This window comes from Planctomycetia bacterium (genome assembly GCA_021413845.1).
GTDB lineage: Bacteria > Planctomycetota > Planctomycetia > Pirellulales > PNKZ01 > PNKZ01.
In genome coordinates, this window is record JAIOPP010000102.1 from 1 (window position 1) to 23392 (window position 23392).

Annotated in this window: 17 protein-coding genes and 1 pseudogene; 6 read left to right on the forward strand and 12 right to left on the reverse strand. The window is 61.1% G+C overall.

Translation table 11 applies throughout. The features are described from left to right. The 3 genes from K8U03_19280 to cax form a co-directional block, all read right to left on the reverse strand. Window positions 1-1316, reverse strand: a 1316-nt coding sequence (locus K8U03_19280; GenBank protein ID MCE9607034.1) for a PAS domain-containing protein, incomplete at its 3' end; no start/stop codon positions are given. Window positions 1317-1504: 188 nt separating this feature from the next. Beyond that, entirely contained in the window at window positions 1505-2167 is a 663-nt protein-coding gene (locus tag K8U03_19285) for a VIT1/CCC1 transporter family protein (protein ID MCE9607035.1), read from the reverse strand. Window positions 2168-2214: 47 nt separating this feature from the next. Further along, complete coding sequence (gene cax / locus K8U03_19290) at window positions 2215-3306, reverse strand: calcium/proton exchanger (GenBank protein ID MCE9607036.1); 1092 nt, start codon at window positions 3304-3306, stop codon at window positions 2215-2217. 160 nt (window positions 3307-3466) lie between these two features. On the opposite strand from cax, the gene K8U03_19295 reads away from it, so the two are divergent. Continuing rightward, a complete protein-coding gene (locus K8U03_19295; GenBank protein MCE9607037.1) occupies window positions 3467-4819 on the forward strand; it encodes a carbohydrate porin in 1353 nt (450 codons plus the stop codon). A 50-nt stretch (window positions 4820-4869) separates the two neighbouring features. Here the strand turns inward: K8U03_19295 and K8U03_19300 are convergent, their stop codons facing one another. The 5 genes and pseudogenes from K8U03_19300 to K8U03_19320 all read right to left on the reverse strand — a co-directional run bounded on the left by K8U03_19300 (window position 4870) and on the right by K8U03_19320 (window position 10293). Next, window positions 4870-5577 carry a carbonic anhydrase gene (locus K8U03_19300; protein MCE9607038.1) on the reverse strand — a complete coding sequence of 236 codons (708 nt, stop codon included), beginning with the start codon at window positions 5575-5577 and terminating at the stop codon, window positions 4870-4872. Next, window positions 5574-6992, reverse strand: a complete 1419-nt coding sequence (locus K8U03_19305) for a hypothetical protein (protein MCE9607039.1) — start codon at window positions 6990-6992, stop codon at window positions 5574-5576. Before K8U03_19305 ends, K8U03_19300 begins: the two co-directional genes overlap by 4 nt. 51 nt (window positions 6993-7043) lie before the next feature. Then, window positions 7044-7940, reverse strand: a complete 897-nt coding sequence (locus tag K8U03_19310; GenBank protein ID MCE9607040.1) for an SgcJ/EcaC family oxidoreductase — start codon at window positions 7938-7940, stop codon at window positions 7044-7046. A 170-nt stretch (window positions 7941-8110) separates the two neighbouring features. Beyond that, complete coding sequence (locus K8U03_19315; protein MCE9607041.1) at window positions 8111-9553, reverse strand: hypothetical protein; 1443 nt, start codon at window positions 9551-9553, stop codon at window positions 8111-8113. A 365-nt stretch (window positions 9554-9918) separates the two neighbouring features. Then, window positions 9919-10293: pseudogene (locus K8U03_19320) on the reverse strand (efflux RND transporter permease subunit). On the opposite strand from K8U03_19320, the gene K8U03_19325 reads away from it, so the two are divergent. Then, the gene (locus K8U03_19325) at window positions 10292-10786 is read left to right on the forward strand and encodes a hypothetical protein (protein MCE9607042.1); all 495 of its coding nucleotides are present in this window, start codon (window positions 10292-10294) and stop codon (window positions 10784-10786) included. The pseudogene K8U03_19320 and the gene K8U03_19325 overlap by 2 nt on opposite strands. Here the strand turns inward: K8U03_19325 and K8U03_19330 are convergent. Beyond that, complete coding sequence (locus K8U03_19330) at window positions 10737-11567, reverse strand: hypothetical protein (protein MCE9607043.1); 831 nt, start codon at window positions 11565-11567, stop codon at window positions 10737-10739. The two genes, K8U03_19325 and K8U03_19330, sit on opposite strands and share 50 nt — an antisense overlap. Before the next feature lie 570 nt (window positions 11568-12137). Here K8U03_19330 and K8U03_19335 point away from each other — a divergent pair. The 4 genes from K8U03_19335 (at window position 12138) to K8U03_19350 (ending at window position 18475) form a co-directional block, all read left to right on the forward strand. After that, window positions 12138-12782: a hypothetical protein gene (locus tag K8U03_19335; protein MCE9607044.1), complete on the forward strand. Its 645-nt coding sequence runs from the start codon at window positions 12138-12140 to the stop codon at window positions 12780-12782. Between the two features lie 176 nt (window positions 12783-12958). After that, window positions 12959-14032, forward strand: a complete 1074-nt coding sequence (locus K8U03_19340) for a DUF3500 domain-containing protein (protein ID MCE9607045.1) — start codon at window positions 12959-12961, stop codon at window positions 14030-14032. A 430-nt stretch (window positions 14033-14462) separates the two neighbouring features. Then, window positions 14463-17036 carry a PSD1 and planctomycete cytochrome C domain-containing protein gene (locus tag K8U03_19345; protein MCE9607046.1) on the forward strand — a complete coding sequence of 858 codons (2574 nt, stop codon included), beginning with the start codon at window positions 14463-14465 and terminating at the stop codon, window positions 17034-17036. 5 nt (window positions 17037-17041) lie between these two features. Beyond that, window positions 17042-18475, forward strand: coding sequence for a DUF1501 domain-containing protein (locus tag K8U03_19350; GenBank protein MCE9607047.1), 1434 nt, complete (start codon window positions 17042-17044; stop codon window positions 18473-18475). A 127-nt stretch (window positions 18476-18602) separates the two neighbouring features. Here K8U03_19350 and K8U03_19355 read toward each other — a convergent pair whose 3' ends face one another. The 3 genes from K8U03_19355 to K8U03_19365 form a co-directional block, all read right to left on the reverse strand. Further along, window positions 18603-19868: a patatin-like phospholipase family protein gene (locus K8U03_19355; protein MCE9607048.1), complete on the reverse strand. Its 1266-nt coding sequence runs from the start codon at window positions 19866-19868 to the stop codon at window positions 18603-18605. A 940-nt stretch (window positions 19869-20808) separates the two neighbouring features. Then, window positions 20809-21591: a hypothetical protein gene (locus K8U03_19360; protein MCE9607049.1), complete on the reverse strand. Its 783-nt coding sequence runs from the start codon at window positions 21589-21591 to the stop codon at window positions 20809-20811. A 341-nt stretch (window positions 21592-21932) separates the two neighbouring features. Then, a complete protein-coding gene (locus tag K8U03_19365; protein ID MCE9607050.1) occupies window positions 21933-23360 on the reverse strand; it encodes a right-handed parallel beta-helix repeat-containing protein in 1428 nt (475 codons plus the stop codon). Window positions 23361-23392 lie beyond the last annotated feature (32 nt).

The following is a 23392-nucleotide window of genomic DNA, read 5'->3' on the forward strand; positions in this document are numbered from 1 at the left end:
ATAGCTCGTTGGGCTATCGACCCCCGGCTCCCGAGGCCGTTCAAGCTTGGTCTTTTCGCTACGCTGCGCTCCGCGAAAAGACCAAGCTTGATTCTTGAAGAAACTAACGCAACACTTGGTATCACGCGTGGGGGCAGGTCAAATTCACCGAGCATGGTCACGCGCGAAAGATGGACCAGCTCACTGCGCTGCCGTTGTACTTCCAACTCGGCTTGCTTGCGCGCGGTGATGTCGAGCGAAACGCCGCGGATAAGAACCGGTTTGCCGTCGGCGTGGAATTCCACTTGCCCACGAGAGGCGATCCAGCGTTTGCGACCGTCCAGAAGTACGAGGCGATATTCTCTTTCATAGCTGCCTCCACCCGCGAGTGCCTTGGTCACGGCCTCGGCGACCGCTTCGCGATCCTCGGGATGCACCCGTTGTAAAAATCCGTTGAAGCCGATTCGCTCTGCTTTCGTGAAGCCGAGTAGCGCGCGCCAATTGTCGCTGGCCCAGATTTCATCTTGCACATGGTCGTAGTGCCAGACGCCGAGATTGGCAGCCTCGGCCGCGAGGGTCATCCGCTCCTCGCTCTCGCGCAAACCCGTTTCGCTCGCCTGCAATTCGCGAACGAGCTGCGTTGCTCGAAGCACTTCTCGGCTCAATTCAAAAGCCATCAGCAGGATGGTCCCCAGATACGCGAAGCTGATCATGTAAGGCGATTGGATCACTCGCCTCTCCACCAGCACCGAATGCACGGCCCCGGCCGTGACGAAAAAGATCATGCTGCCGCCGAGAAAGAAGGCCCTTCGGCGATCGCCCCGTCGCCACACTTCGACCGTGACATTGATCAGAAAAACTAATAGCGACAGGGAACTCAACTTAGCGACGATAGCCCAAGGGTGAATCGTACCCTCGGGCATGGAAATCGTTTCGCCTAGGAACTCAATGTAATGCAGCCCCGTGTAGACCTCGAAATTGATATTCGGGGTCGCTACGAAATTGAGCACGAGCGCCAGCGTGCGCATCCCGACCACGGTCCATGCCAACCAGGGCCGACCGGCGCGCAGATGCATCCGGGCAAACCAGACCACGGACACGATCAGCACCCATAAAGGGACGTGTGCCCACCGCATAACCGTGCCGTATTGCTCGATCGTCTCCGTGCGCATTAGCGTCAGTTCGCAGGCCGCAACGACAACCGCTCCGGCGGCGCTACATGAAAACAACAAATGTTCCCATTCGTTGCGCGATCTGAGCCAGACAAAGAAATGAATCCCAGCCAACGTGAGGCACACGGTGGCGTTCATCGTCCAGATGATGGTGATCCAGCTCATGTCTTCGATCTCGCTACCAAGCGCGCAATTCCAATCGGGAATGCAGTGATAGAGACTTATCCCCGAGCGGCAAACGCCCATTTATATCGGGCGAACGGAGGTTGAGCGATGATCGAATTACGAAGAAGCGTGGCTCCGATGCAGAACGGCCGCGGTGCCGAGGAATTCTGAGATAACGATGAACGCCTTCACCCCCCCAGCGCCATCGTGAGTCCGACCAGCACGCTTCCGAGCGCGACCATCGAGATGCCGACCAGTCCCGGCCGGCGATCGACGCACTCTCCATAGGCGTAGCCGGCGACGAACAGCATCAGGATGGCGATGCCGTTGGAGAATCGCAGAGCCGAGCCGACATCGTGCATGAATAAGAACGGAATCACCACAGGGAACGTGGAGAGGAAGACCAAGAGAAATACGCCGAGGGCGCCCAGCCAGTCGTCCTTGAGCAAGTACCTGCGGTCGGGCGGCTCCGGGAGTTGCTTGAGCCGCTGATGAATCGCTTCGAGTTCCGTCGGTTGCAGCACCGAGGCAACAACCGGTGGCAATTCCTCTGCGATGAGTCGCTGGGCCGTTTCCGGATCGGCCGCTCGGCGCACCGCGCGTAGGATCTTGAGGCCGCGTCCTTTCTCGGCGAGACTGCCCATCAGATACAGGATGCCGTCGATGATTCCCCAGACCGTATTGCACCCGAGCGCGCCGATTAGCATCGTGCGGATCTCGGCTCGATCCGCTTCCGCGACGCTCAGGGAGCCGGTAAACGTGAGCACCATGATCAGGCCGAAGAGCACCTCCGCGATACGCTCACTCGGATCGAGAACACGCGAGGAGTGCTTTTCAGAGTTGTCAGGCATGTTGGTCGTCGGTTCCGTGATCGGCTCGATTGCATCGGTGGTGACTCTCACTGCACCCGGGGCGGCAACAGGTACAACGTCATCGCAAAGATCAGGTAGACCATGAGCACAGCCACGCCGACGAACCACGCCGATCGTCCGGTGCTGGTAACGAGATTCGCCGTGAGCGTGGCGATAAGAATCATCACAACCGCACCCGGCCAGAATTGAAGCCCCATCGGCGCCGATCCGATCACATAACTCAGGAGCACCAACATCGGAGCGACGAAGAGTGCGATTTGCGAAGCGCTGCCGAGCGCGATCCCCACGCTCATGTCGAGGCGGTTCTTGCGTGCCGCGGAAAATGCCGAAGCCATCTCCGCCGCCGCCCCTACGAGCGCCACGACGATGAAGCCGACAAAAGCCGGCGACATCCCGAACTCTTCCGCCGCCTTCTGCACCGACTCGATGAACACCTCGCTCACCAGCGCCACCAACACCGTCACGCAGGCCAGCGTAGTCAGGGCCACGCCGAGCGGCCAATGCGTTTCGCCCTCCTCGGCGTGTTCGGCGCTCGCAAACATCTCGCGATGCGTCTTAAGCGAGAACAGCATGCTTAATCCGTACGTCGCAATGAGCAGTACCGCCAGCCCGACGCTCAATCTCTGAGTGAACCCCGCCCCCACGGCGTCGGCGGCCGAGAGCGCCGAAGGGATCAGCAATGCGATCGTCGCCAGAAACAGCAGTCCCGCTTGCACGCGGGCGTTAGTCCTGTTGTATTCTTGCACGTGATGCTTGAGCCCGCCGAGCAGGAACGAAGCTCCCAGCATAAAGAGCGTATTGGTGACGATCGCGCCGGCGATCGACGCCTTTACCAGCATATGTTCTCCGGCGCGCAAAGCGGCGAGCGCGATCACCAGTTCGGTGAGGTTGCCCAAGGTCGCGTTCAACAAGCCGCCGACCGCATCGCCCGTCTTCGCCGCTACGGATTCCGTTGCGTGGCTCAACAGCGCCGCCAACGGCACGATCGCCAAGACCGAGAGCACGAAGAGCAGCGTATGCGCCTCGGGCTTGAACTGCGCCGCGGCAAACACAACGGGCACGAACGCTAGCAGCCAGAGCAGCGGACTGCGGCGAATTTGTTCTAGGAGCGGTTTCATAGGTGATTTCGGCTTGGTTCCTGAACCCGATCGCATTCGCCGATCAAGCTAGCATATGCGTCCGGCCGATGATAACGATAACTGTTTCTTCGTAATAGCTGCGGCTCCGGTGAAGATTGCCTTCGATCGCTCACTCTAGTTAGACCGAGCAGAGCGCCGCATGCGACCGACTTTCTTTCGTCTCCGCTGCGCCGCTCGAAGCGTCGCCGCCCTGTTGATCGTCGCCGCGCTTGATTCCCTCGTTCAAGCTCAACTGCCGGCCGATCGATTTACAGGCTCAGATTCAACGGCAGAAGCAGCGCCGGGAGCTCCAAGCCCGCCGGAGTTCGGTGGGCCGCTCCGTGAGCGACCGAAGCTCACCGGCGACTGGCTCGGCGGGCGATCCCGCCTGAGAGATCGCGGCATCACGCTCGACGTCAGCAGTACGCAGTACTATCAGGGTGTCGCCGCCGGCGGGCGGGAACAGGCGTTTCAATTTGGCGGTCGCAACGACTACTTCCTAAATCTCGACGGAGAGAAGCTCGGGCTATGGACCGGCCTCTCCGTCGATCTTCATGGCGAAGCTCGCTATGGCGAGTCGGTGAACGCTCTCGCGGGGACGCTCCTGGCACCGAACTTCATGCTCTCGGTTCCGCTCGCCGACGGTTCGATCACTGCTCTGACCGGCGTGACGTTCACTCAGTATCTCACCGACGACTTCCTGGTGTACGGCGGGAAGGTCAACACCCAAGATGACACAGAGCAACCTCTGACCGGAGCCGGCAACCTCTCCGGCTTTCAAAACACCGCGATGCTCTACAATCCTGTCTATGCCCGCACCATTCCGTATTCGACTTATGGCGCAGGATTCACGTGCTTCCGCAACGAAGAGGCCCTGTTCTCGGCGTGTGTGTACGACACCAACGACACGCCGACGACGAGCGGGTTCGACACCTTCTTCAACAACGGGGCGACCGTCTATGCCGAGCTGAACTTCCCGACGACGTTCTTCGACCGCCCCGGCAACCACGGCCTTTCGGGTACGTACAGCAGCGGAAGATACTCGAACCTAACTCCCTCCGCATACCTCGATCCAATCGAGGGCTTCGTCGTCGTATCACCGACGAAAACCGGTTCGTGGTGCGTGGCCTACAACTTCGATCAGGCGCTGTATGTCTCGCCAGATGATCCGGAGCGAATGTGGGGCGTGTTCGGCAACTTCGGCATCGCAGACAAGAACCCCAGCCCGGTCCGCTGGTTCGCGAGCGTCGGGATCAGCGGAGCGAGCAGGATCACGGGACGAATAGGAGACACTTTCGGTGCCGCGTATTACTACCTCGGCGTCAGCGAACCGCTGAAGGATCTATTCCCGGTCCTCTTGCCGCTGCGCGACGAGCGCGGCGTCGAGTTCTACTACAACATGGCGTTGACGCCGTCGTGCCACATCACGCCGGACCTGCAAGTGATTACGCCGTTCCGCGAGCGAGCGGAGACATCACTCATCGTCGGCCTTCGTGCGCACCTCGACTTCTGAGTAGGCCCGAACCACTTAGGCGGCGTTCGCTCGCCGCACTTCGATCACGACTACGATCGGGCCGACAAGAAACGAACTCGCCCCGTCGTTAGCTCGTAAACGGCTCCCTGTAAACTGATCCGCTTTGCGTCGATCGCTTTCTTCGCTTCCGGCAGTCGAGCCAGCTGATCGATCGACCAACGGACGTTCGCTTCCACCGCGGCGTCGATCCGCTGTTCGGGCGTGTCGCCGAGTAAGGGTTTCGGGAGGCCTGGCTCGATGTATCCCACGAGGGCCTTGATGCCCGGCGCCTCGTTCGTAGGTCCTTGGAGCGCCGCCACCGCCGCGGTGACGGCCCCGCAGCCTTGGTGCCCGACGACGACGATCAGCGGCGTCGCCAAATGCGCGACGGCATACTCCAAGCTGCCGATGACGTCGGGTGCGATCACGTTCCCCGCGACCCGCACGACGAACAGATCGCCGAACCCTTGGTCGAATACCAGTTCGATCGGCACGCGCGAATCGCTACAGCCGAGGATCGTCGCGAACGGCTTCTGAGTGCCGACGAGGTGCTTGCGCCAGTCGGCGCTTTCATGGGCGTGGCGAGTCTTGCCGTCGGCGAAACGTCGATTCCCCTCCTTTAAACGACTCAACGCGTCGGCCGCCTCCTTGTGGATCGCCGGTCTTGGCACCGCGGGCTCAGCGGCGAACGACGATGCGGCGGCGGCGATACCGGCAATGGCCAGCAGTTGCCGGCGCGTCAAACTATCATCGCTCATGGTTGCTTAGGCTCCTCCAGTCGCACGAGCAGCACTTGCTGTGTCTGCCCGTCGGCGAAGTGAATCAGCGCCGAGCCCGTATCCTGAGTCAGGTTGCCGATGCCGGTCTCGATGATCGGCCGCGGCTTGCCCTTCGCGCTCCAAGCGGCGCGTTGACTGGCCTTGTCGATCATCCCTTCGAGCGTCTGCGTTTCTTTCGTGGCGTCGTTGTTGAGCGTACCGGAAATGATCCCCTCTTTGCTGACGGCCAGCTGCATGAACAAGGTCGGGTCGCTACCCGACTTCTGTCCGTCTTGGGTGACGGCGAACACACCCAACGGCAGCCACTCGGAATCTTCCGGCTTCGTTTGCGGAGCGCTCGCCGCAATGGCGTCGGCCTGCTGTGCATACTCCTCGGCTGTGGCGACTTGTTGACCGTTGCTATAGACGGCGTCGTCTTGGTAGTAGACGTCGCTCCCGTAGTCGTACGAAGCGGCCTCGCCGCCGCCGTAGCCGACCCAACCGGCGACGGCACTCCATGCCGCCCAGCGGTAAGGTCGATTGATCCTCCAGGCCGCCCAGTTTGGATGGTCCGACCAGAAGTCGAGCCGCGGATGATTTTCGTGGATCTGATCTCGCACCTCATCACGGCGCTGCTGGCGATTCTGCTGCCACTCTTGGCGATTCGCGATTCGATCCGGACGGCCGCCGGCACCGGGACGTTGGGCGATGCCGGGGAGCTGCCCGGCACCAGGACGATTAGCAATTCCGGGCCGATCACCAACGCCAGGCCGCTCACCGATACCAGGGCGATCTCCGATCCCGGGCCGATCTCCAACGCCGGGTCGATCGCCCAAGTTCGGGCGGCCGGCAGGGAGTGTCGAAGCATTACCGGGTCGGTTATCGCGGAAGAAGTCGGCAGCCGCTCCGCCGCCACCGCCGCCCGGTCGAGCACCGATGGCACCCGTCGAAGGACGCGGAAGATCGAGGAAGTTGTTCAACTGTCCTGCATTTGGTCGTCCGCCGCCGGCGATGCCCGCTCCTGGTCCTCCCGCACCGATGCCGCCGGGTCGCGGAGCCGGCCCCGGCCGATTCCCGCCGATCGCGCCGGTTCCCGGACGCGCGCCCGCACCGCTGCCGATCGCACCAGTCGAAGGTCTGTTCGCCCCTGGATTCGGTCGCGCACTACCGCCGCCGAGAGACGGTGAACGACCTGGGGCCGCCGCCGGCCGCGACATCGCCGCGCCACCGCCGGGCCGTGCTCCACCACCCCCGCCCCCCATGCTTGGTCGCGCGCCACCGCCACCGCCACCGCCTCCGGCACGCCCACCACCTCCTCCACCCCCGCGTCCACCGCCACCGCGACCATAGAGTTCTTGCCAGACTGGAATGTTCAAAGCGGCGGCGATGATCAAAAGCCAGGTGATACGTTTCATGGGAATGACTGCCTGTGTGTTGTGAATGATGTCGCGCTGCCGAGCTCGGCTCTACCTACGGACGACCCGCACTTCGTCGACGTTCGGCAAGAGTTCGCCCCCTGCCGTGCGCTCGACCGTTTGCCAAGTGAACGAATCGGCATCGACCGGCTTCATCACGTTCACCGCCGAAGCCTTCCGGCCGTCAGCGAGCACCCCTTTGTTGCGAATGAACCAACGATCTTCCTTAAAGGTCCAAGCGGCTTCCGCAAAGCCGCCGTCGGAGTCGAAGGTCCACGAGCGGATCGACTTCGTCGACGCATCCCAACCGATGATCTGCATGCCCGACAGGTCGATCCGATCTCCGACCTTGATCGAATACGACCGCGTCAGAAAATTCCGATTCTTCGTCCAACTACACACCGTCTCGATGCTCGCATTTTCATCGTCATCCTCCCAAGTGCCGACCATCCATTCGAGCACCTTCAGTTGCTCGTAGTGCGAAGGGGCTTCTTCTTCCTCGTCATTGTCGGTCACCCGATCCAGCAGCCAGCGGCCGTCGCGCTTGATGTAAACGGCCGTGTACTTCACTTCCTCGGGACCGTTCTTCGGCGAAAGAAACTTCGCCGTCCCGTACTCGATGGCCGCGTTCGGCGAGAGCAATCGGATGGAGTCCGTAGCGACATCGAGCTTCAAATCCGGCGACTCTTTGAAGATCGCCGCGAACTGTTCCGCGATCGCCGGACGACCGACGACTTCTTCGCCAGTCAGCCGATTCGTGTAGACCGCTTCCGGCGACCAGAGGTCGGCCAAGGCCTGGGCGTCGCGTTTACCGAACGCCTGCACATACACTTCGACCGTTTTGCGAATGGCGGCTTCATCCCCCTCGGGCGGAACCGGCTCTTGCCCGTCGACGCGAGTTGCGCTCGAACTCAGGAGTAGAAGCAAGCAGACAAAGACACGTTTCATTTCGGAAACTCCTGATTCAGAGAACAGGCGTTTGATTGCTAAATGTTGCAACAACCCTGGAAAGACTTCGCCACATGCGCAGCGGCGGGATGAAATGAGAACCTACGAGTGCCGGCGACGGACGTCATTTTGCCGCCGCCGTGCGATAGATCAAGAAGATTCTCGCGCGATTAAAACTCGACGTGATAGCGTTCGGTCATCTTGCGCCGAATGGCCGCCGTTTCGTCGTCGATCATCCGCATGATGTCGACATGCTCGAGATTCGCGGCGGACGCTTCCATCCGCCCCTGAATGCGAGCGGTGCTCTCCGCGGATCGGCCGTAGTAGTAATTGCCGGAGGTGTAAGTATTTCGTTCGTTGGCCGAGGCGCGAATCGAAGCTCCGCGCTGCTTGCCGGCAGTAATGCGCAGCGATTTCGCGACGCCCTGCGAATAGTCAAGCAACTCCGGGTCGACGTCGAGCAGCGGCAATTCGTCGATCTTGCGCGCTTGCCGATCGATCCACGTGCCGAAGGCGCCGGCTTTGAAGTTCAACGTCGGGAAGCGGATCTCGGTGATCAAGGCACTGACCTTCGCGAAGTGTTGTCGCGACTTCTGAGCTATCGCGCTCGTCTGTTTCGTGGACTGCGATGAGGTGTCGGGAGAACTCGCTAAGGGCTCGGCGGCGGGCAACGCCGGTTCGACGACGCTCAGGACCCGGCTCAATCCGACGGGTGTCAGGTTGCCGCCAAAAAACGCGGTGTGACCTTGGATGTCCAACGTCCAGGTTTGGAAGTCCTCGATCATCGCTCCACGCGCCGCCAAACGCTCCAGTAAAAACGGCTTCAGGACCTTGCTCAACGAGGACGGGTCACGGGTAAAATCGATGCGGATCATTCCCGTCGCTTGGTCGAGCACGCGCACGCCGAGCGCCATCCCTTCGATCGAAGCGATAATCTGCGCCGTGGCGTTCGCGTCGAGCTTGGCATCGCGGATCGTCGGGGAAGCACTCATCACGTGCTTGACGGAGTCGAGGTCCGCCGCATTGGCGAGGTCGAACCCGAGCATGATCTCCGTGCCGACGGTCTCCGGGAAGCTCGCGATCTTCATCAGGTACGGCGAGTCCAGCGGCTTCGATGCCGCACGACTCCAACCGGCCGCCTTCTGGCGATCCGCGGGTCCCAGAATTCCGAACGTCTGCGGAGCCAGTTTCAAGAGATAAGAATCGAAAGGAAGCAGTACACTCGCAACGGTTCCCAACTGCTCGCGCGGCCCCGTGATTCCCGTCGCGAAGGATTCCAAGGATTGATCGGACTTGGTTTCCAATACCGCTGCTTCCCAGCGCGGCGAGAGATCGATCAGGTTGAGGCGCGCTGCGAACAGACAGCGTTGAATCTCACCGCGCGGCAAGATCGAACGTAATCCTCCCGTCGCTTGATCTGCCGCGTTCCAACCCGCAGTGGTTACAAATTTACTGCCGCGAACCCTCTCCGCGTTGATCATCACCAAGACGTTGGCGTCGGACGGAGAATGCCCGATGAGCGTCTGCCAAGATTCCGCTGCAGTAGCGCGGGTCGAGCCGGAAACAAGAGCCGATGCTAAACATACGGCGGTCACTAGATGCTTGATCGTCATGGATGTAGCCGGCGTGAAGGGTGGTGTCGTGTGCGGGGCTGTGGCTCGCCAGCTTAGCAAACGCCTCGAAGCCGGCGCCGTAAACCGGCGTATCCGTAGAAAACTCATCCATTCCTAACAACGGTGCGATTTACAAGCTCGGAGGTCGGCTTCCGACGTCGAAGACGCGGCTTGGAACCGGCCAGCGTGCGAGTCACGCGAGGTTATTAAACGTCTATTGATGAACGGCCTAAGACCACGGACATGGCGACGTCTGCATCACGGTGAGCTTTGACGTTCTCGTTCGGCCGCAAGAATACAATACTCTCGATTTGCTGCGCCGGTGCCTGTCGGTTCTGACGACAAGTTCGGCCTAGAAGCCTGCGTTAGGGACTGTGAGTTGGACCGGCAACCGGCTCGGATACTTTCGGTTGTCTTCCGAATCGCACGACGAGGTAATAAAAGACGGGCGTCAGAAAGATGCCGAAGATCGTTACGCCGAGCATCCCCGAGAAGACGGCGATTCCGAGCGTGCGCCGCATTTCCGCACCGGCGCCGAACGCCAGCGCGAGAGGTACAACGCCCAAGATGAACGCGAGCGAAGTCATGATGATCGGCCGTAATCGCAGCCGACAGGCTTCGACCGTAGCGTCGACGGGAGACGCACCTTTCGCCGACTTCTCTTTGGCGAATTCGACGATCAAGATGGCGTTCTTGCTTGCCAAGCCGACCAGCACGACGAAACCGATCTGAACGAAGATGATCTTCGTTCGCACGCGCGATAACGACGTCGTTCGCGAAGTGAACGATACGATCGCCGCGGCGATTCAATCGAGCTTGCGCACTCAAGCTAAGACGCGAGAGGTTCAATTGCTGATGGCAGCCGAGAAGTTCAAGAGCAATCGTGCCGAGCTCACCTCAACGGCTCGGCAAGCGACCAAGCTCTCGGCGGACACGGCAGCGCTCTTTCGGCGTGCCGCAGAACAATCACTGGCGATCGTCGAGTCGCACGACGTGCCGGCCGCACGAACGTACTACCGGATGAAACGCGAATCACTATTGAAGAAGGCGGAGATCGCCGAAGCCTCGCGCGACGGATATACGATCGCCGCCGATGAATCGATTGCCGAGCTGCATGTGATGTTCGACAAGATGGAGCCGTTCGCCTTGAAGGCCAAGTCTGCAAGTGCGGAAGCGAAGCGACTCACGGCCGAGGCAGATTCGTATCGTGACGAGCATCGGGCCGAGTTCTAGTCGCCCTCAAGGCCTCGCCGCGCCACGCACCTGTTTGCGTGTGCTCGCGAGCTAAGATCCAGGTTTCATCGCGACGGACGTCGACTTGCCGGATTAGACGGCCGCCTTGATCGTAAGCGATCTCACCGACGCTCCAGCCGGAGCGGTGTAGATCCGCGTGCATTTCGTCGATTGTTGGCGCGTGCATGCCATATGGCTTTCCGTTGTTGCTCGCTGCGCGCTTCAAAACGCGGCGACGTAAGTAGACCGCTGCCGTCGTCCGACCGGTCTGCTTAGCAATTGCCCCCGCCGGCAGCTTCGCGTGCAAAGCATCTTCCTCCGCCGTCCAAGCCGGGCCGATCCACGGCGGGCGACTCCCTCGCTTCTTATGCGCCGCGCTCATCTTGAGTTTCGTCGAAGCCGTGAGCGGCCGCCCGGTGTTGGCAAGCATCATCGCTTCGATGACGTGCTTCGGCCGAGGATTGCCGGTTCGCGCCGCCGAGATCTTCGCTCGACGCTCGGGATGCTGAGACTTCGCCAAGAGCTTCGGCCCGACCTTCGTCCAATTGCGCCGCCCATGCTCAGCTCGCACCGCTCGGTCTCCCTTGGTCTGCTCGAAGACGCCGAGAGCCTTGCGCCACTTCGAGACCGTCTGAGCCGTCACGCCCCACCAGAAACAGATCGCTTGATTGGCTTCTCTTCGCACCGCACGAGCGAGCGCACCGTAAACGATCAAAGCTCGATTGGAGTTGCCTCGGATACGGCCCAAGGGCCAGGGGATTCGGCCGTTGGAAATTGCCACGATCACGACTTTTCCTCGACAGGCATCGGTGACCGCAGAGCCGTAACGGAATCGCGGTGCTGTGTATGACCCATAGCGGATTCGGTGGCGATGGTCGGGCTGCATGACGCCAGTATGATTTGTCAGGGTGTCGTTCGCCACTGCCGGCCGCGGTATGATACGACCTATGAAAACCTCGCTCATCCGAGCACGTCTAGAGTTGCACGGCTCGGTTTTCAATTGCTCATCGCGCGCTGTCTTGTCCTCCGTTGTCGAATCAAGGAACAAGGTGCGCGGTCAGGTCGAATTCCTGGTTATCGATCGCAAACCTCCTGCTCCGTCCATCTTGAGTCGCGCATGACCAAACGACCTTCACACCATTCGCAGCATGCAATTCACCTTGATACCTCCCCTCGCCCGTCGTCGGCACCGCTGCCTGCCGACGTTGCCACGCGGCTGCTTCGCCCGAGGCGGTTTCGGCGCGGCCGGCGGATGCTCGCGGCGCGGTTGATGGCGCTGCTGTTGATTGCCGTCTGTTCGGCGGGCGGCTGCGCGCGACAGTCGGCACCGGCCGCGCCGGACGAACTATCTATGGTTGAGCAAATCGCCGCCGTGCGGGCCGGGCGAAGCGACCGAATTACTTGTGATCAGACGCCTCTCGACAGCGACACCGAAGACGGCCGAAGCCGACTCGACGCGTTGGCCGGCTTGCTTACGCTGCGCGTGTTGCAGCTCGATCACTCCGACAATCGCCTCGCGATGGCCGATGCGGCCCGCTTGCTCGCGCTCCCCGAGTTGGGTCACATTCGTTTGCGCGGCGTGCCGGTCGATGACGCGACAATGGCCGGCATTCCAACGACATCGAAGCTGCGGATCGTCAACTTGCCGAATGCCGATCTGACCGACGCAGGGTTCGCTGCCCTGCAACGATTGCCGCAGCTGGAGCAATTGCGGCTGCGCAGTCCGCGTGTCAGCGGCGCCGGTTTACAGGCATTGAAGACATTCCCCTCACTGCTGCGGCTGCACTTGATCGATGTGCCGGTCACCGACGCCGGTCTGCGCGCGTTTCACGAGTTACCGAAATTGCAGTCACTGTATCTGGATGGCGCTACCGTCAGCGACGCTGCCTACGATGCGCTCTTCGTAGCCAGACCCGATTTGCACGTTCATCTCAATCAGCGACATCACGATCGCGATCCTCATCATCACCCGCACGCTGACGCCGGGAAATCGTAACCCGGGGGAAATTCGTCGGCCGGCGGCGCTCGCAACCGGCCTGCGCAGCAGTTACCATACGACATCGTCGCGGGTGGGCCGAGTGCGCCTGCCGTGGGCGATGCGTTGCGGCGGCCGTGTCGTTCGACAGATGCGCGTCGCCTAGCTAATCGTTATGAGTTGGGAGATTTGTCGCCATGCCTCGGCCTACAGTTCGGAAGCTCGTCATCGGTTCGGTCGTGGGAACGCTGTTGATCGGCGCCGTGATCGCTTGGTCGCCTACGGCTTGGTCGCTACTGCGGGAGCCCAAGGCGGCGACCGACATGACGGCGAAGGCCGATGCTTTCCTCGCGTCGCTCGACGCAGGACGGCGCGAGAAGGCCACGATGGCCTACGACAACGCGGCCCGCACCGACTGGCATTTCATTCCCAAGCCGACGCGCAAAGGTCTGCAAATACGTGACATGGACCAAGCTCAGCGCCAGACGGCGCTCGCCCTGTTGCGGGCCTCGCTCAGCCAGACCGGTTACGACAAAGCCGCGAAGATCATGGAGCTCGAACTGCTGCTGGCAGAACTCGAAAAGACCCGCGTCGGTGGTCCGCTGCGCGATGCCGAGCGGTATTACTTCACGGTGTTCGGCAAGCCGACGGCCGCCGGTCGTTGGGGGCTCAGCATCGAAGGGCATCACCTGTCGTTGAACTTCACGGTCGACGCCGGCCGTGTGGTCAGCTCGACGCCGACCGTGTACGCCACGAATCCGGCGGTCGTGAAGGCGAGCGCCGTGCCGCAGATCAAAGTCGGCACGCGCGTGCTGGCCCTCGAAGAGACGCTGGCGTTCGACCTGTTGCGCTCGCTCACCGCCGAGCAGCGGAAGGGAGCGATCATTGCCGAGAAGGCCCCGGCCGAGATTCGTGCCGCCGGCGAACCCCAGCCACCGCAAGATACGGCCGTCGGTTTGGCCGCCGCTCAGTTGACCTCTGCGCAATCCACGACGCTGCGCCAGTTGCTCGATGTCTATGCCGGGAACCTTCCGGAAGACGTGGCCGAGGCGCGGCTGGCGGCCATTGATCAGGCGGGCTTCGAGAAGATCAAATTCGCTTGGGCCGGCGCCGATACCGAAGGGATCGGCCATTACTATCGCGTGCAAGGCCCGACGTTCTTGATCGAGTTCGTCAACGTCCAGCCCGACGCGGCCGGCAACCCGGCGAATCACATCCACTCGATCTGGCGTGACATGGCCGGCGACTTCGCGATTGCCGGCAAGAAGTAGAGCATTCTCAGCCGTTTTCGTTCGATCAAGTGACCGCAGACGTCGTACCGGTACTCGATCGGCCGCGTGATCGTGCCCGCGTTGTTCTTGAAGAGGACCACGGCCATGCGGTTGCGTTGGTCACACTGGTACTCGACGACGTGGTCGTAGTCCAGGTCCGACGATTTTCTTGTCTTCGAGATGCGATTCCCTTCGGCGTCGTACCCGTAGATTGACCGGCGCCCACCGTCAGGGCGACCACGACTTACCAACCCATAGAACTTTGTTGACAAGTGAACGCAATCCGGTCCATCATTAAGATCCTTCCTCCTGCCGCAGCCCCGTTGCGGCCCCGCCGAAAGAATGCCCTGTCGATCCTGCTTGCGAGAGTCCCTCCACGGCTATGTGTCGCTTTCTCGCTACGATCCTGTTGCTCCTCGCGGCCCCGGCTATGAGTCGAGCCGCAGAGCCATTGAAGCCATTTCCGGCGAATGCAGTGCCGTTGGATTTCGAGAAGGACGTCCGGCCGATTTTTCAGGCCCGCTGCCTCGCTTGTCACGGCGGCGAAACACAGAAGGCCGATCTCGATTTGCGGAACAAAGCCGCGATGCTACGCGGCGGCGAAACGGGCCCGGCGATCGGCGGATCGGCGGAGAAGAGCTTGCTCTGGGAGAAGATCGCCGGCGATGAGATGCCGCCGGGCGATGTGAAACTCACCCCGGCCGAAAAGAAAGTCGTTCGCTCTTGGCTCGACGCCGGAGCGCACACCGCCGCGGCTTCTGCCGCCGAAACCTCAGACGAAATCAGCCCAGTGAGCGACGCCGAGCGGCAGTTCTGGGCGTTTCGCAAGCCGACCCGGCCGGCAGTCCCCACGATCCGCAACTTCGCCCAGGTCCGCAACCCGATCGATGCGTTTCTCTTGAGCGAACTCGAGAAGCAAGGTCTCGGCTATTCGCCCGAAGCTGAACGCGCGATATTGCTCCGTCGGGCCTATCTCGACCTCACCGGCCTCCCCCCTGCTCCGCAAGACGTCGATGCGTTTCTCGCCGACAAACGGCCCGACGCCTACGAGCGGCTCATCGACAAACTCCTCGCCAGCGAGCGGTACGGCGAGCGCTGGGGCCGGCACTGGCTCGACCTCGCCGGCTATGCCGACTCCGAAGGAATCCTTTCAGCCGACTACGTGCGCTCGGCGGCTTGGCGCTATCGCGACTACGTTATCCGCGCCTTCAATGCCGACAAGCCGTACGATCGGTTTCTCAAAGAGCAGATCGCCGGCGACGAGTTGGTCGACTACTGGACGGTTCGGCGCACGCGCCAAGTGCTAGGCCCCGAAGTCGTCGAAGCGCTCACCGCTACGGGGTTTCTCCGCTGCGCGTCCGACACCAGCCGACCCGACTTCGCCGCCATCAAGAACGCGCCGGGCTACTACTACCAAACTCTCGATGACACGCTGAAGATCGTCGCCTCGACCACACTCGGCCTCACGGTCGAGTGCGCAAAGTGCCATAGCCACAAGTACGACCCGATCCCGCAGACCGATTACTATCGGCTACAAGCCGTGTTCATGAGCGGCTACCGACCGTCTCAATGGATTCCGCAAGTACAGCGCAAGTTGTTCGAGGCGACCGACTCGCAAGAGAAGGAAGCCGCGGCGCACAACGCCAAAGTCGACGCCGCGATCGAGCCCCTACGCAAAGAACTCGCAGCCCTCCGGAAGCAATTCGGCGACCAGCTCTTCGCCGCCCGGCTCGCGAAGCTCCCGGAAGCGATTCGCGACGACGTGCGCGCGGCGGTCGATGTCGAGGCCGCCAAGCGCAGCGAAGTGCAAAAGTATCTCGCCGAGAAATTCGCGAAGGAACTCCGGCCCGACGTTAAAACGCTCTCGAAGCTGCTTGCCGATACCTATCCGGACTACGGCAAGCAATCCACGGCGATCGACTTGCGCATCAAAGGCGAAGAAGCGAAACGCCGCACGTTTCCCGAGATTCGCGCGTTCTACGATCTGCCGGGCGAAGCGAAAACGCCGCTCCTGCGCCGCGGCGACTACACGACTCCCGGCCGCGAAGTTTCGCCGGGCATCCTCTCCGTCCTGGCAACGGCCAAGCCGTTCGCTTGGAAATCTCCGGGCAAAGACGCCCCCACCAGCGGCCGCCGGCTCGCGCTGGCCCAGTGGCTCACCGAGCCCGACCATCCGCTGACGAGCCGTGTCCTCGTCAATCGCCTCTGGCTGCATCACTTCGGCCAAGGGCTCGTCGCCACACCCGACAATTTCGGCAACAAAGGCTCACGGCCCAGTCATCCGGAGTTGCTCGATTGGCTTGCCACCGAGTTTTCCGCGCACGGCTGGAGCATCAAGCAGATGCATCGGCTCATCATGACCTCGAGCGCCTATCGTCAGTCGTGCACCGCCGCCGGCGCGGGCTGCGAGATCGATCCCGACAACAAACTCCTTTGGCGGCAACGACTCCGCCGGCTCGAGGCCGAGGCGCTGCGCGATTCGGTCCTCGCCGTGTCCGGCGCGCTGAACCTCGAAATGTACGGCGAACCCGTGCCGATGCAGCCGCGCGGCGACGGGGTCGGCGTTCCCGACGGTCCGCCTGGCTTGCGGCGTTCCGTCTACTTGCAAGTGCGTCGCTCGCAACCGCTGACGTTCCTACAAGTGTTCGATCAACCGGTTATGGAAACCAACTGTACGGCCCGCGGCGTCTCGACCGTGGCGTCGCAGGCTCTTACGCTTCTCAATAGCTCGTTCCTCATCGAGCAAGCCAAGGCGCTGGCCGCGCGCGTCGATAAAGAAGGGGGTGATCATCCACTCGACTACGCCATGCGGTTCGCATTTGCCCGCCGCCCGACCGAGAAGGAACGGGCCGTACTCGCGGCGTTTCTCTCCAAGCAAGCGCAGCATCACCTTCCCTCGGCCGGCACGATCGGCCCCGAGCAGCGTGAAAACGCCCGACGCTGGGCGCTCGACGATCTCTGTCACATGCTTTTAAGCGCGAACGAATTCGCCTACGTGGAGTAACCCTCATGCCGCTTCGCGAACCGTCGGCGTCTTACGAATCGCAGCGCACGAGCCGGCGCGAAATACTTGCGCGTCTCGGCGGCGGCTTTGGCGGCTTGGCCCTGTCGGCGCTCATGGGAGGCGATCTTCGCGCAGAGGCCGTGCCCGAAGCGGCCCGCTACAATCTCACGCCGAAGCCGAGTCATTTTCCGGGCAAAGCGAAGTCGGTCATCCAACTTTTCATGCACGGCGGCCCGAGCCACGTCGACCTCTACGATCCCAAGCCGATGCTCTCGAAGTTCGACGGCAAGGCGCCCCCCGCCGAAGTCGTCGACGATGAAAAGCTCACCGGCAATTTGCTCGGCAGCCCGTTCAAGTTTCGCCGTTGCGGGCAATCCGGCATCGAACTCTCCGAGACGTTGCCCCATCTCGCCGCGCATGCCGACGACATCGCCGTCATCCGCTCGATGTACACGATCCATCGCAACCATGAGCAAGCACTCTGGATGTCGCATACCGGAATGATCGTCTCCGGTCGGCCCAGCATCGGCTCGTGGATCGCCTACGGGCTGGGGAGCGAGAACCAAGACCTGCCGGCTTACGTCGTCCTCCCCGAGCCGGGCCTCCCCGTCGACGGAATCCGGAATTGGTCGAGCGGTTGGATGCCGCCCCTTTATCAAGGAACTTCGTTCCGCTCCTCCGGCACGCCGGTCTTGCACCTCACACCCGATCGGCCTCGCACCGCCGGCGTCGAAGCGGGACGCTTCGACTTATTGCGTGAACTCAATGCGGAGCATCGCGCCCGCCTCCCGGGCGAACTGGAGCTCGACGCGCGGATCAGCAGTTTCGAGTTGGCTGCGCGAATGCAGCTTTCCGCGACCGATGCCCTCGACATCGCCCGTGAATCGGCGACGACTCGTAAACTCTACGGCCTCGACAACCCGACGACCGAATCGTACGGCCGGCGCTGCCTCATGGCGCGCCGGCTCGTCGAGCGCGGAGTCCGCTTCGTGCAGCTCTTCCTCTCGGGCCAGCCCTGGGACACGCACAACAACAACACGGCCGGCGTGCGGACCCAATGCGAGAGGACCGATCTCCCTGTCGCCGGCCTGCTAGTCGACCTGAAGCAGCGCGGCCTGCTCGATTCGACGCTCCTAATTTGGGGGGGCGAGTTCGGGCGCACGCCCGGCGCTCAAGGGCGCGACGGCCGCGATCATCATCCGTACGGCTACAGCATCTGGATGGCCGGCGGTGGAATCAAAGGGGGCCAAACCTACGGCGCGACCGACGACTTCGGCTATCGCGCCGTGGTCGATCGGGTGAGCCTCGCCGATCTCCATGCTACGGTCTTGCACCAATTAGGGCTCGACTATCGGAAGCTCTGGTTCCCTCGCCACGGCCGCGAAGAACGCCTGACCGACGTGGCGAAGCCGCAGATTCTCACGCGATTACTCGCGTGAGAGTTCGTGGTTCGCCGTGCCCCTGACAACACGTAGAAATCGATCTCGCTCGGAACCTGCATGACATCCGTAGCGGATTTACGAGAGCACGCCGATCATAGAAGCGAGGCACCTCAACAGTGCGCCGCTAGGGCCGATGGAGGGCGGGAGTCACAAAGTTTACGCCGGCTCGCGGAATGCTTTGCTGCGAAGCATCCAGCACGGGCGGCGTATCGCTCCAGACTTGTTCCGAGGAGGCCATCCGATAGCCGCAATTATACAACCGTTGCATTTCGCCTTGATCGAAAGACAAGCTGTCGCCGCTGAGTTGCATGTCTTGTGGAATAGCCGTCACTCGAAAATCCATCCCGGTCAATAAGGTCAACGTATAGACTCGAATCAAGTCATTGAGGGTTTGGGCGTAGGTCAACGCGCCGAGAGCGCTACCGGCAATCTTGACGGCGCGGTCGTTCACGCATTTCGGGTCAGGGAAATACTTTCCGGCGACGATGATATAGACCCGCGATCCGGCTAGCGGTGCCTTTCCCGAACTCGATTGCGACTTATCGAATTGGAGCATCGAAGCGCGAAAAAACACTTGGGCCGTCGTGCCCCCGTCGACGTGCTTCTCCGTATAACGACAGCCGTCGATGGTGATGTCGATGCTCACTGGTGGAAAGAAACCCGGTACCGAAGCCGAGGCGAGAATGATATTACGGTATAGCGGGAGAGCATCGCGTTGCCCGCTCGAAGCGATAGCGCCCATATCCCAGATGACAAGTCGACCCGTGTCGAGATTGGTCGTACCGATATAGAGTCGCCTTCCTTCGGCGTGCGCTGCGGCCACTTCGCATAGTAGCCGAGGAGTGATTTGCGCGTCGATCAGTTGTTTAAGCGGCTCCGAGGAAGCGAACGAATCGGACCAAAGGACGGCCGGTTTGAACCGTTTGCGGTAGATGTCGGCCTGGCTCGTCGTGGTGTAAAACGCCCGCAGCGACGTATCGTACTCCGATCCCAAAAATGCGTAGGTCGCAATGAGCGCTCCGGTGCTTACGCCGCTGACGATGTCGAGCTTGGGCCGCAGGCCGCTTGCGGTCCATCCGTTGATCACCCCGGCGGAAAACGCTCCGTAACTTCCACCGCCCGACAGAGCGAGGACGTTGTATTTCTCAAGCGGTTCGCCTTGATCGGCTACGACGTTCGACTTTAAGCGAGCCAGCGAAGCGGAATATGCGTCACGTTGGGCGGCATAATCGTTGTCTGCCGTCGAGTTAAGATCGATGGTAGATTCCGGAGACAGTAATCCCGCCGGAACGCAATTGCGCGGATGCTGAGCGCAGCCGCTGCCTGTCGCGCACAGAAGCGCTAAGAGAATTCGGCAGTACAAGTGCCGGTGCGTCGCGACAGCGGACATGATTCATTCCGGTGGGGGCCGCACGAACGCGACCATAACCCATGTCGCAACCGCATCGTCCGTCGGAAACATACCCGCGAAATATCGTACGTGCCGTACGCCCCACGGCATTATTCCGAATTGCTGCAGACCGTCGCCTCCTCAATGCCGGACGACTCCGACTTCTTACCCAGACGGCACAGATTACGTTGCAACGAGGCCGGGCTATGGCGTTCGCCGGATAACGCTGAGGGTCGAAATCGAACCGCTCGGTGCTTGCGAACGGAAAATACAACTGGGTGGCGGTTTCTACTGCGTTGTCCCTGCCGGCGATGAGGAAGTTCTTGCGATCGATGGCCAGGCAGCGGACGGAAGTTAGCAAATTCTTAGCCCGGAGCTCGCCGATCTCGGCGCGCATCTTCACCGCGCGGATCGCCGCCCTTGATCCAGTCGCGAACCGTCCGAACGATGACAGACCGATCATGCTCGTGATCGATCGTGAGGGGATTACAGGCGCAGAAGTGATGCTGGATCGACATTGAACTATCCGACCCGATGGGGAGATGAACCTTGAGCTCTTGATTCGCTGCTCATCTTCATCGAACAGAACCGTGCCGCAAAAGGTTGTGACGGACCAACCCTCTCAGGGCTGATCGGCCTTCAGGATGGGATTCGCCGGATGTTTGCGAGCCGCGTGCGGCGTGAAGGCGATACGCGACTTCTCTTGAACCAGTTGTTGATCGATGCACAACTGACTTCGCGAGCCGACGTCGACGGTGGTTATTTACTGCGTGACGAGCGTACTCCCGGGACAACAGGCGGCGGCATGAGCGAGGGTGAGAACAACGAGCTGATAAGGTTTCATCTTCCGTTTTCCGAAGAACTCATAAAAGGTCCGTCGACGAATCCATCGCAAGACAAGTTGCCTTCATCAATCTGCGTCTCGGGAGTCGTTTACACGCTAATGCTTGCGAAACTGCGTGAAAGCCTGATGCATGGCTTCGGCCAATAGTGCGCCATCGTTCGCATAGACGACCAAACGGGCTCCCTGTTTAATCGTTCGTTCGGCTTGTTCCCGTTTCCCGAACCAACACCCTGCGGCGATATGGGAACGGCTCACTACATCGATGATTCGTTGCAGCATGGCGATGAGTTCGGGGTGATTGTACTCGTTAGGAATTCCCATGCTGGTCGTGAGATCGTTCGGGCCGACGAAGACGGCGTTGACGCCGGGCACTGCGCAAATCTTTTCGAGGTTTTTCACGCCGCGAACCGATTCGATCATCGGAATAAAGACGGTGTTCGCGCAGCGTTCGTTCGTCACGTAGTTGCGAGTCTTCTCGCTGGGCCATTTGCCTTCGGACAAGACGCGATCAAGTGCTTCGCCTTTCAGCGGTCGATAAACTGCTGCGGCGGCGAGTCGACGGCAATGTTCCACATCTTCGACATAGGGCACGACCACGCCATCGTAGGAGTCGCACACCTTCGACACATCATCAAGCTCGCGGCTATGGCTCCGCGCAAGGCAGGCGATGCCTTTCAATGCCAGCGCATAACGCACCGGCAAGAACTCGGCGAGGTCCAGCGCGTTGTGCTCCGCCGTGACGATCACGAAGTCGAGAGCGCCTTCAGGAATCACATCGACGATCGCCGGATTAATCGAATGTTGGAAGAACGTGCCGTACACGGCTTCGCCGCGGAGCATCTTTTCTTTCAGTGACTTGCCGAGCTTAGGGAAGGGCATGAGGTGCGATTCCTGAGGGTAGGGAATGGCTGACGGCATTTCTCTAGCACGCCGTCGGATACGCACCGCTCGGCATCGGCTCACAGCCTAGTCCACATTAGAGTGATGTTCCACAAGGTCCGCTAAGCTGCCGACGACGCTGTCGCTCCCGTTTACGAAGCGCAAACGATTTAGATGCCGGCGAATGTCAACTTCGTATGGCATGGGGCTTGGGTTCAAAAGCCTGGGTCGTCAAGGCCGATGAGGTATGCACCGTGTAAATGCTTTTCTTACCGAGCGCCAGCGCGCTTGTCGCCAAGGCATACGATCCGTCCGCCAAGCCCTTCGAGCGATCCTCGGCGTTAGCGCAACAGCAGATTATCTCGTACTTCAGCCGCGCCGGTAGGAGCCTCGACGAGTTCGCCTACGGCCCCGCGACATATATTGCCGGTGACGAGAATGTCGCGGCTGCGACCGACGATCCTTACGGCCTGCTGCATTCGCGGCTTCGTACGTCGATCGACGATCGTATTGTTCGCGACGCGGCAGCGGAGGCAGTCTTCCAACTCAATGCCGCGATACAGCGGGTCGAGAATTTGGCAATCGGATACTCCGCAATCTTGGCAGCGAACGAAAGTGATCCCCGCGCCATGCTCTTGGGAGCCCGCGCATAATCGTTGCGTCGCCAAACCGCTGAGCAATACATTCTCGCAATCTTCAAAACGGAATCCATCTTTCGTCGGCTCGGAGTCGAAGCCACGCCACGAGACGGTGTTGGCACCGACGACGATGCTGGCGCAGTTTGCGGCAAATACCGACAGGTCGGCCGAGTCGTAAATCGTGTTGCCGGTGCTGGTGATGCGCGAGGCGTTGCGTAGTTCGACCGCTCGCCATTGGCTGCCGAGCACGTTGCCGGTGATGCTGATGAGATGCGCCGTGTCGGGGGGCCGAGTCGCGGACGAATCGGCCGGCTGCGGTCGCTGCACGTCGGTGCCGACGATGCGAATATTGGCCCCTCCGGTTTGCTTGGTCGCTTGAATCGTGTTGCCGCTGATCGTGACCTCGCTGATCACGCCGTCGACGGCGTCGAACCAAATCTCCGAGCCGCCCGGATGCCGCGATAAGTCGGCCTCCGACGTCTTGCTTCCTCCCGCAGTCGCATTGTTGTATTCAAGATCGTTGCCGACGATCTGCAAGTTGTGAACGTCACCGCCGACGGACTTGATTCCCGCGATCTTATTCCAACTGATATGACAGCCATGCACGATGGTTTGGTGCAGGTTGCAGTGATCGAAGAACAAGCCGATTTCATGGTTGTCGTACAAATGCGAATCCGCCAAGACGAAGTCGCGATTACGCTCCACGAGATGCACCGCGATCCTGCAACGCCGAATCAAGGCTTGCGAAATTACGCACTTCAGCGTCTTGCGAAGTTCGATCCCGACGGCCTCCGGATGCTCGCCGACGATCTCCACTCCGCTGATCGTCGGAAATCGTTCTTGATTCCAGGTGTGAGCCTGCACGCTCGACGGTGAGGCGGTTCCTTGATGATCGCCTTGCACTCGGAGAGCCGGCCCCGGCCCGGCCATCACGATTCGGGAAGTTCCCCCTTCCCCCCGTACCGCGCCGTATCCGCGCTTCGTCAGATCGAGCATTAACGGCTTCGTGATGCGATAGGTACCCTTATTCAGTCGCAAGATGCCGTCGCCGTCGTTCAAGGCGTGCTGCAGGGCGTCCGTATCGTCGGCGACGCCGTCGCCGATCGCACCAAAATCGAACACGTTCGCCATTTCTGCATTCTCCGACAAAGCCGAGGGGCGCC

What these genes read in the sequence shown, in the direction of transcription:
- K8U03_19285 (MCE9607035.1), bottom strand. Translation starts at nt 2,167, where the DNA reads ATGCCTGACAACTCTGAAAAGCACTCCTCGCGTGTTCTCGATCCGAGT.
- cax (MCE9607036.1), bottom strand. Translation starts at nt 3,306, where the DNA reads ATGAAACCGCTCCTAGAACAAATTCGCCGCAGTCCGCTGCTCTGGCTG.
- K8U03_19295 (MCE9607037.1), top strand. Translation starts at nt 3,467, where the DNA reads ATGCGACCGACTTTCTTTCGTCTCCGCTGCGCCGCTCGAAGCGTCGCC.
- K8U03_19300 (MCE9607038.1), bottom strand. Translation starts at nt 5,577, where the DNA reads ATGAGCGATGATAGTTTGACGCGCCGGCAACTGCTGGCCATTGCCGGT.
- K8U03_19305 (MCE9607039.1), bottom strand. Translation starts at nt 6,992, where the DNA reads ATGAAACGTATCACCTGGCTTTTGATCATCGCCGCCGCTTTGAACATT.
- K8U03_19310 (MCE9607040.1), bottom strand. Translation starts at nt 7,940, where the DNA reads ATGAAACGTGTCTTTGTCTGCTTGCTTCTACTCCTGAGTTCGAGCGCA.
- K8U03_19315 (MCE9607041.1), bottom strand. Translation starts at nt 9,553, where the DNA reads ATGACGATCAAGCATCTAGTGACCGCCGTATGTTTAGCATCGGCTCTT.
- K8U03_19325 (MCE9607042.1), top strand. Translation starts at nt 10,292, where the DNA reads ATGATCTTCGTTCGCACGCGCGATAACGACGTCGTTCGCGAAGTGAAC.
- K8U03_19335 (MCE9607044.1), top strand. Translation starts at nt 12,138, where the DNA reads ATGGTTGAGCAAATCGCCGCCGTGCGGGCCGGGCGAAGCGACCGAATT.
- K8U03_19340 (MCE9607045.1), top strand. Translation starts at nt 12,959, where the DNA reads ATGCCTCGGCCTACAGTTCGGAAGCTCGTCATCGGTTCGGTCGTGGGA.
- K8U03_19345 (MCE9607046.1), top strand. Translation starts at nt 14,463, where the DNA reads ATGAGTCGAGCCGCAGAGCCATTGAAGCCATTTCCGGCGAATGCAGTG.
- K8U03_19350 (MCE9607047.1), top strand. Translation starts at nt 17,042, where the DNA reads ATGCCGCTTCGCGAACCGTCGGCGTCTTACGAATCGCAGCGCACGAGC.
- K8U03_19355 (MCE9607048.1), bottom strand. Translation starts at nt 19,868, where the DNA reads ATGTCCGCTGTCGCGACGCACCGGCACTTGTACTGCCGAATTCTCTTA.
- K8U03_19360 (MCE9607049.1), bottom strand. Translation starts at nt 21,591, where the DNA reads ATGCCCTTCCCTAAGCTCGGCAAGTCACTGAAAGAAAAGATGCTCCGC.
- K8U03_19365 (MCE9607050.1), bottom strand. Translation starts at nt 23,360, where the DNA reads ATGGCGAACGTGTTCGATTTTGGTGCGATCGGCGACGGCGTCGCCGAC.